This is a genomic window from Bacillus sp. A015 (assembly GCF_053851875.1).
Window position 1 is genome coordinate 20,528 of sequence record NZ_JBSPZB010000028.1, and the last position, 7,326, is coordinate 27,853.

A 7,326-nucleotide genomic window follows, 5' to 3' on the forward strand; every position below is an offset into this window, starting at 1 on the left:
CCTTGCTGACATGTGATTGGTGTGAGGAAAACAAAGCAAACGCGGAGCAGACAACCGTCTATTGGGAGCTGATCACTGGCACACAATCCATTGAAATTATCGACACGCCGTCCATTTCTTGCATGCATTGCGGAATGACATATCAAAAGGATGAGACGGTAAAAGAGATAGAAGATCAATTAATTTTAGTGGACCAAACAAAACTTCCAGAAAAAATGTCATACGAAGAATTAATGAGCATGGAGCGGTTATTAAAGCGAAATTACTTTGATTTTTCATCATAAGTTGTACCTCCGCCTATACAAGTCAGCAAATTCCTGTATAATATAACAACAAAATAGAGTGTCGCGGAGGGAAAACCAGGTGAAGTCGTTTTACCATTATTTAATGAAGTACAGACATCCAAAACCGAAAGATGAAATCAGTCATTTTGCAAATGCTGCTTATGAAGATCACAGCTTTCCTAAAGCTTCCACTGATTATCATGAGCTGTGTGCCTATTTAGAATTGAATGGCGATTATTTAAACTCGATGACTACATTTGACGAAGCGTTTGAACAATACGAAGTAGAAGTCAAAAAAAAATAACACACATACAACCGCTTGTTCCGGATGGGAGAAGCGGTTTTTTGATGGAGAAATAAAATGGCGTTTTGCATGGTGTGGTTGCCCATGCAGAATTCCTTGCGCCGGCATACGATACGTTAAGACCAAAAGTCGGGCAAGGGGGAGACAGAATGAAGGCGAAAGCACCAAAATATCAAGTAGGGGATATTGTCGTCGTTGTCATGTACGGCACAGTCGGAACGATTACAAAAGTCCATCAAATTGACCAGCACTATTTGTATGAGGTCAATCATAATGAGGTGCTTTATTTTGAAACATCACTTCAGCTTTACGATGAGTACGACGGAGTGATTGTGGATACAGAAAAGCTGGACATTGAATATGAGTTCCTCATTGGCGATGTCGTATATGTAAAAGATTACGGAAAAGAGCTATTTAAAATCATTGGTCATCGGACTGAAATTTGGCGCTACCTTGAAGATGGCTGGGAAGATGTGATTTACGAACTCACGAGGCTAAAGGACGGAGAGTGGCTGGAAACAGAGGAGGAAGACTTAACGCTTGTCCTAAGGAAATATGAAATGGACCAGTTTGTTCATCAGCTTCTTTTTGTGCATTACGTGGGAGAAACCTCAAAAGAAATAGAGGAAGATATGGTACAAACGGCTCTATTACAGTTGGAAGAGAAGCAAGAAAGCGAAGCACCACTAGAATTCCTCGCTGTATCTATAGTGGATGAGCTTCTTGATATTTATAATGATTATAAAATTCTCTACGAATTTTTCCAAGATCCAGAATATAAGGATATGATGGATTTTATTTTGGAAAGTTTAAACGAGCATTTTGGTTAAAGAAAGACTTGTCCTAACACGAATAAAAAATAAGGTACACATAAAAATACAATCACATAAAACCATCCCCTCAAGATACGGCCCATCACCTGATCAAACGTTTCTCCATCTAATATGCTTAACCATTTCATTGCCTCAAGCCCCTTTTCTTTTTGTTTACTGCATTTATATGTATGGAATGAGCCATTATGACAAACTGTAATAAAAAACAGGCAGCGTTCATACATCATAAAAAAGGAGGCGGAAAGCAATGAAAGAAGCAGATTTGGTGATTGATACAGAGGAAATTGCGGAATTCTTCTACATGGAGCTGGTCAAAAGAGGGTACATACCGACTGAGCTAGAGACGTTTGAGCTGGCTGACATTACATTTGAATATATGCTGAGGAAAGCAATGATAATTGAAGAAGAGGCTTGGTAGGCACTATACTTTGAAGAGATTCTGAGGAGAGAGGGAGGGGAATCTTTCACATGTATATCCTATTTCTTTTCATTTTATTTGGTGCCATCACTGCGCTCATGGTATCTGGTGTATTTCAGGAATTGGACAACCAGATCATCTTATGGTTTGAGGACATCAGACTCCCTTTTATAAATGATGTCATGCTGGCTGTGACGGACTTTGGCATCAGCGCGCTGCTAGTTCCAATCATGCTCATCTTTAGTGTGGTACTCCTGATGTATAAGCGCTACTGCTCTATCATGCTGCTTTTTCTTTTATATCTTACAGAAAAAACAATCAATCATGAACTAAAGGGGCTGTTTGCTAGAGAGCGTCCCGCCTTTGATCATCTTGTCAATGAAACCTATTACAGCTTTCCGAGTGGACATTCGATGAATGCAGCGACGATTTATCCTTTTATCGCATATCTATTAGTTGAGATGATTCCATGGCTGAAAGAAAGACAAAAAACCGTCTACCTGATCACAGGGCTATGCGTGTTTGTGATTGGCATCAGCCGGATGTATATTGGTGTCCATTATTTGACAGATGTCACAGGAGGCTTTGCAATAGGACTAGCTTTATTTCTTCTATGTAAAAAGATTGACGAAAGATTGCCTGTCATTCGACAAAAATAGAAGAAGGAAATTGACAGATTCCAGCCAATTTTATATAAAAGGGGAGGGATTTGAATGCAATTGACGTTGAGATTTTTTCAAAAGAAACCTTCAGCATATCACTTAACCATTTATCAGACACCTGAATATGGTGCTGCAAGCGGGCATCAGCCTGTGTACCGGACTAAGATTGGCGGCAGAACACACCTTGATGTTCTGGAAAAAGCATTCTCGACATTTAATGTACATGATACAGTCCCTAATGATTACAATGCGCGGTTTATCACAACAGGGGATATCGTTGTGATTGATGATAGGAAAAAGGGGAAGTGCTATTATCAGCTCTTTCCGGCAGGGTGGAAACGCAGTGAACGACTGATGACGATAAGTTAAATAGATGATCTAGGATACCAGCTGGTATTTTCTTTTTTGGTCTCAATCGTTTATAATAAATAGGACAAAACACATGTTAAACGTAAGTGGAGGCTAAAAAATGAGTGTACATATTGGAGCAGAAAAAGGACAAATTGCAGAAACGGTATTGCTGCCAGGCGATCCGCTTCGTGCGAAATATATTGCAGATACATATTTAGAAGATGTCGAGTGCTATAACGAAGTGCGCGGAATGTATGGTTTTACTGGAACCTATAAAGGAAAGCGCGTTTCTGTACAAGGCACTGGAATGGGCGTACCATCTATTTCGATTTATGTGAATGAACTCATTCAAAGCTATGATGTTCAAAACTTAATCCGCGTTGGGTCTTGCGGAGCGATCAAAAAGGATGTCAATGTGCGTGATGTCATTTTAGCCCAGACATCTTCAACAGATTCACAAATGAACCGTGTGGCATTTGGACCGATTGATTACGCGCCTTGCGCTGATTTTGGTCTTCTCAAGAAAGCCTACGACACAGCAGAAGCAAAAAATGTAGCCGTTCGTGTCGGAAATGTATTTACAGCAGACCAATTTTACAATGAAAAACCACTTGAGCTTATGGATCAATACGGTATCCTAGCGATTGAAATGGAGACAACAGCTCTTTATACGCTTGCTGCAAAATTTGGTAGAAAAGCGTTATCGATTCTAACAGTAAGTGATCATGTTCTGACAGGAGAAGAAACAACTGCTGAAGAGCGTCAAACGACTTTTGACGAAATGATCTTAATTGCACTAGACTCCGTTTTATAATAGGATAAAGGGTGTGCTACGATGTAGCGCATCTTTATTTTTTGAGAAGAGCAAAAGGAAGGTATGTCATGAAGAAAAGCTATAAAATACTCTCAATCGCATCGATTCTTGGTCTGACAGCCGCACTATCAGGCTGCCAGTTGCTGGATCAAAAAAGCGGTACTTCTGAATCAAGCAAAACTAACGAACAAAAAAACACAGCAAGTTCAACATCCCAGCAAAACTCAAATGATACGGCAGATTCATCTAATCAAGAGCTGACGTTAAAGAGTGAACATTTCAATGACATCAAGGTTGTCAGTGGGCTGAAAACCATACAAAATCCTGAAAATGTACTAGCATTAGTCAACAAAGAATACGCACTACCAGGAACCTATAAACCTTCTGATCTCGTAGTACCAAAAGTAGAATTCTCTTTTTCAGAGGATATTGAAAAACGATATATTCGTAAAGAAGCAGCGGAAGCACTTGAGAAGTTATTCAAAGGCGCGAAAAAGGAAAACTTCGAACTGGCTGCTGTATCTGGCTATCGCTCCTACGACCGTCAAAAAGTCATTTTTGACAGTGAGGTCAAATTAAAAGGGAAAGACAAAGCCCAAGAAGCAGTAGCTTTACCAGGCGAAAGTGAACATCAAACAGGTCTCGCAATGGACATTTCTTCAAAGAGTGCCGGCTTTGAGATCTCTGAAAAGTTTGGTGAAACACCTGATGGCAAATGGGTGGCTAAAAACGCTTATCAATATGGCTTTATCATTCGTTATCCAAAAGGAAAAGAAGACATCACGAAATATGAATATGAGCCGTGGCACCTGCGCTATGTTGGAAAAGAAGCAGCAAAAGCGATGCATGATCACGATTTAACATTTGAAGAGTACATGAACAAAGTGAAGAAGATCTAAACAAATAAAAGGCCTCCCAGCTGTTTGGGGGGCCTTCTTTTATTCTCCTTTTAAAAAAAGAACAATCCTGCTAGTGCGAAGCCGGTAATGAATCCGAGACCAATGCCATAAGCTGCACCCCAGCCATAATATCCTCCGTAATAACCAAAGCCAAAGCCTTGGCGGGACCCACCGACTGGACGAATATAAACTTTGCGGTTTGTCACCCGCTCAATACGTCCAACATGCACTCTGCCATTACGATCGGTAATTCTAGCGACTTTCCCCATATGCTGCTGACAAAGCTTGTAGTAGCGCTCCATGTTTTTCCTCCTTATGACAAACTCTTTTCACTCTTATCCTATGCGAGAGACCTCATAGAGTTTGGACAAAACATATAGGAGTTTTGCTCATTTTATACTGTACATTCAAATAGAATGTGACTCAGATGTTCCCGGTGCGCTTGAATGAGGTCATAGTGTGTTTGCAGTGTATCGTAAAGAGAAGGCGGTATTTGTTCAGATAAATCCATTTCTGTAGGCTCCTCCTGCACCATGTGTTCATCGAATGAGAGAATCCGAATGTCACGGAAGCCTGCCGCTATTAGCTGCTCTTTCCATTCTTCAAGCGAAAAGAGGGAGTGGAAGCCATAAAAATCTCGAACAACTGCCAGCTCTTCCGGTTTCAAAGGTGCTTTTAACATAGCTTCATTTGCGATCAATTGACTTCCAGGGGAAAGCACCCGTTTAATCTCAGCAAGCGCCGCAGGTAATTCGGTGAAACTTAAAACAGATTCACTGATCAGTAGAGAGAAAGCTGTATCTGGAAATGGAAGCTGTTCAATGGATGCTTGCAAGGCACGGATCGGCAGTTCCTCTCGCTCGAATCGAAGGTTGGCCTTTTCAATCATCAAAGGTTGCGTATCAATCGCCTCCACCTGATAACCTAAATTTCCTAAATACGCAGCCGTTTGTCCCGTACCGCATCCGGCATCCAGTATACGCGCATCCGGCGTCAGTTTTATATGCTCAATCATCGATTTCGTTAACTCAATTCCACCAGGATGGGCACCCGATACGCCAAAATAGGCAAGCATTTCTACATAATCACTCATGAAATCCCTTCTTTCCTTATCATATTCCTCTCTAAAGATTATGCAATGCAGAGTCAAGTGGCTTATCTTTTCAAATAGAAGTTTGATCCTTTGGTTGACGGATGGAGAATCGTCCTTGATAATAATGAAAGGAGATAAAGGTGGTGTTTTTTTGAAAAAACAATTCAAGTTCGTGATAGCCATTCTGGTGACAGCTGCACTTTCCTCAGCGATTACATTTGTGGTCACAAAACAAGGTGCTGTCAGTGTCTCAGGAGATGAGAAGTTTAGTAAACTCATGGCTGCTTATACGAAAGTAAAAGATGAGTATTACGAAAAAACGGATGATCAAAAACTAGTAGATGGTGCGATTCAAGGAATGATTGCATCACTTGATGATCCATACTCTACATATATGGATCAGGAGGAAGCCGAAGGATTTAACAATACCATTTCTTCCTCATTTGAAGGAATCGGTGCACAAGTAGAAGAAAAGGATGGACAAATTTTAATTGTCGCGCCGATTAAAGGCTCTCCTGCTGAAAAAGCTGGTTTGAAACCTCATGATCGTATTTTAAAAGTGAATGGAAAAAGTACAAAAGGAATGTCGGTAAACAAAGCAGTCTCTCTCATCAGAGGCAAAAAAGGAACGGATGTCAAGCTGCATCTCAATCGGCAAGGTGTTGGCAATGTAGATGTGAACATCACAAGAGACACCATTCCACTTGAAACGGTTTATGCAAAATTAACAAAAGATAAAATAGGAGAAATCCAAATTACGTCCTTTGCTGAAACAACATCTAAAGAGCTAGATAAAGCGATTGATGACCTCGAGAAAAAAGGGGCAAAAGGATTTGTCATCGACCTGAGAGATAATCCAGGCGGTATTATGACAGAAGCGATTGAAATGAGTAATGACTTTATCGATAAAGGAAAAGTCATTATGCAGGTTGAAGAAAAAGGGAAGAAACAAGTGTACAAGGCTGAAAAAGAACGCAAAGTCCATCAACCGGCAGTTGTCCTTGTAAACGGCGGCTCAGCCAGCGCTGCTGAAATCATGGCGGCTGCTCTGCACCAATCATCAGGCATTCAAATTGTTGGTGAAAAGACGTTCGGTAAAGGAACTGTTCAGAATGCGCAAAGCTATAATGATGGTTCTAGTGTCAAGTTAACCATTGCGAAGTGGCTGACACCGAACGGTTCTTGGATTCACAAAAAAGGAATTGAACCACAGGTGAAAGCATCTCTGCCAAGTTATGCGAAGCTGCCATATTTAAGCCCAAAAAAGACGTATCAGCTCAATGATAATGGTGATGAAGTCAAAGCGGCTCAAAAAATGTTCCAAGCACTTGGCTATAAAGCAAAAGCAAATGGTGAGTATGATCAAGCATTCCAGTCTATCGTGAAAAGCTTCCAAACAGATCATGATCTGAAGGCAGACGGTATTCTCACAGGGGATACAACGACGGTACTCATGACAAACATCCAAGATAAGCTAAAGAAAAATGATACGCAAATGAAAAAAGCACTTGAAGTCTTAAAAAAAGAAATGAAATAAAGAAAAAGCAGTCCTCATCAGGGGACTGACCCCCGTTTTTGAGACAGGGATCAAAACACCTTTATACAGCCAATTGCCGATAGTTTATCGGTGATTGGTTGTTTAGTTTCGTTTGAATGCGAATGTTGTTA

Annotated in this window: 12 protein-coding genes; 9 read left to right on the forward strand and 3 right to left on the reverse strand. The window is 40.7% G+C overall.

What is annotated here, in order from left to right; all coding sequences use genetic code 11:
* Positions 1-2 precede the first annotated feature (2 nt).
* The 3 genes from ACSLGF_RS17535 (at position 3) to ACSLGF_RS17545 (ending at position 1,418) form a co-directional block, all read left to right on the forward strand.
* On the forward strand, positions 3-284 hold the full coding sequence (locus ACSLGF_RS17535) for a YokU family protein (RefSeq protein WP_099728722.1): 282 nt from the start codon (positions 3-5) through the stop codon (positions 282-284).
* Between the two features lie 79 nt (positions 285-363).
* On the forward strand, positions 364-588 hold the full coding sequence (locus tag ACSLGF_RS17540; protein WP_099728723.1) for a YozE family protein: 225 nt from the start codon (positions 364-366) through the stop codon (positions 586-588).
* 149 nt (positions 589-737) lie between these two features.
* A complete protein-coding gene (locus ACSLGF_RS17545) occupies positions 738-1,418 on the forward strand; it encodes a hypothetical protein (RefSeq protein ID WP_456007527.1) in 681 nt (226 codons plus the stop codon).
* Here ACSLGF_RS17545 and ACSLGF_RS17550 read toward each other — a convergent pair.
* Positions 1,415-1,549 carry a hypothetical protein gene (locus ACSLGF_RS17550; RefSeq protein WP_256498704.1) on the reverse strand — a complete coding sequence of 45 codons (135 nt, stop codon included), beginning with the start codon at positions 1,547-1,549 and terminating at the stop codon, positions 1,415-1,417. The genes ACSLGF_RS17545 and ACSLGF_RS17550 overlap by 4 nt on opposite strands.
* Positions 1,550-1,668: 119 nt before the next feature.
* Here ACSLGF_RS17550 and ACSLGF_RS17555 point away from each other — a divergent pair, with 119 nt between their 5' ends.
* From ACSLGF_RS17555 to ACSLGF_RS17575, 5 genes are all read left to right on the forward strand, one after another.
* Complete coding sequence (locus ACSLGF_RS17555) at positions 1,669-1,839, forward strand: YozD family protein (protein ID WP_456007529.1); 171 nt, start codon at positions 1,669-1,671, stop codon at positions 1,837-1,839.
* Between the two features lie 50 nt (positions 1,840-1,889).
* Positions 1,890-2,498 carry a phosphatase PAP2 family protein gene (locus ACSLGF_RS17560; RefSeq protein ID WP_456007531.1) on the forward strand — a complete coding sequence of 203 codons (609 nt, stop codon included), beginning with the start codon at positions 1,890-1,892 and terminating at the stop codon, positions 2,496-2,498.
* Positions 2,499-2,552: 54 nt separating this feature from the next.
* Entirely contained in the window at positions 2,553-2,870 is a 318-nt protein-coding gene (locus ACSLGF_RS17565) for a hypothetical protein (RefSeq protein ID WP_099728727.1), read from the forward strand.
* A 100-nt stretch (positions 2,871-2,970) separates the two neighbouring features.
* Positions 2,971-3,666 (forward strand): purine-nucleoside phosphorylase, encoded by a 696-nt coding sequence (gene deoD / locus ACSLGF_RS17570; RefSeq protein WP_034319185.1) that lies wholly within the window; start codon positions 2,971-2,973, stop codon positions 3,664-3,666.
* Positions 3,667-3,734: 68 nt separating this feature from the next.
* A complete protein-coding gene (locus ACSLGF_RS17575) occupies positions 3,735-4,565 on the forward strand; it encodes a M15 family metallopeptidase (protein ID WP_456007533.1) in 831 nt (276 codons plus the stop codon).
* A 50-nt stretch (positions 4,566-4,615) separates the two neighbouring features.
* Here the strand turns inward: ACSLGF_RS17575 and ACSLGF_RS17580 are convergent, their stop codons facing one another.
* Together ACSLGF_RS17580 and ACSLGF_RS17585 are read right to left on the reverse strand one after the other, a co-directional pair.
* Positions 4,616-4,867 carry a hypothetical protein gene (locus ACSLGF_RS17580; protein WP_099728729.1) on the reverse strand — a complete coding sequence of 84 codons (252 nt, stop codon included), beginning with the start codon at positions 4,865-4,867 and terminating at the stop codon, positions 4,616-4,618.
* A gap of 92 nt (positions 4,868-4,959) precedes the next feature.
* A complete protein-coding gene (locus ACSLGF_RS17585; protein ID WP_456007535.1) occupies positions 4,960-5,658 on the reverse strand; it encodes a class I SAM-dependent methyltransferase in 699 nt (232 codons plus the stop codon).
* Positions 5,659-5,809: 151 nt separating this feature from the next.
* Here ACSLGF_RS17585 and ACSLGF_RS17590 point away from each other — a divergent pair, with 151 nt between their 5' ends.
* Positions 5,810-7,195: a S41 family peptidase gene (locus ACSLGF_RS17590; protein WP_230030292.1), complete on the forward strand. Its 1,386-nt coding sequence runs from the start codon at positions 5,810-5,812 to the stop codon at positions 7,193-7,195.
* The last annotated feature ends 131 nt before the right edge of the window (positions 7,196-7,326 follow it).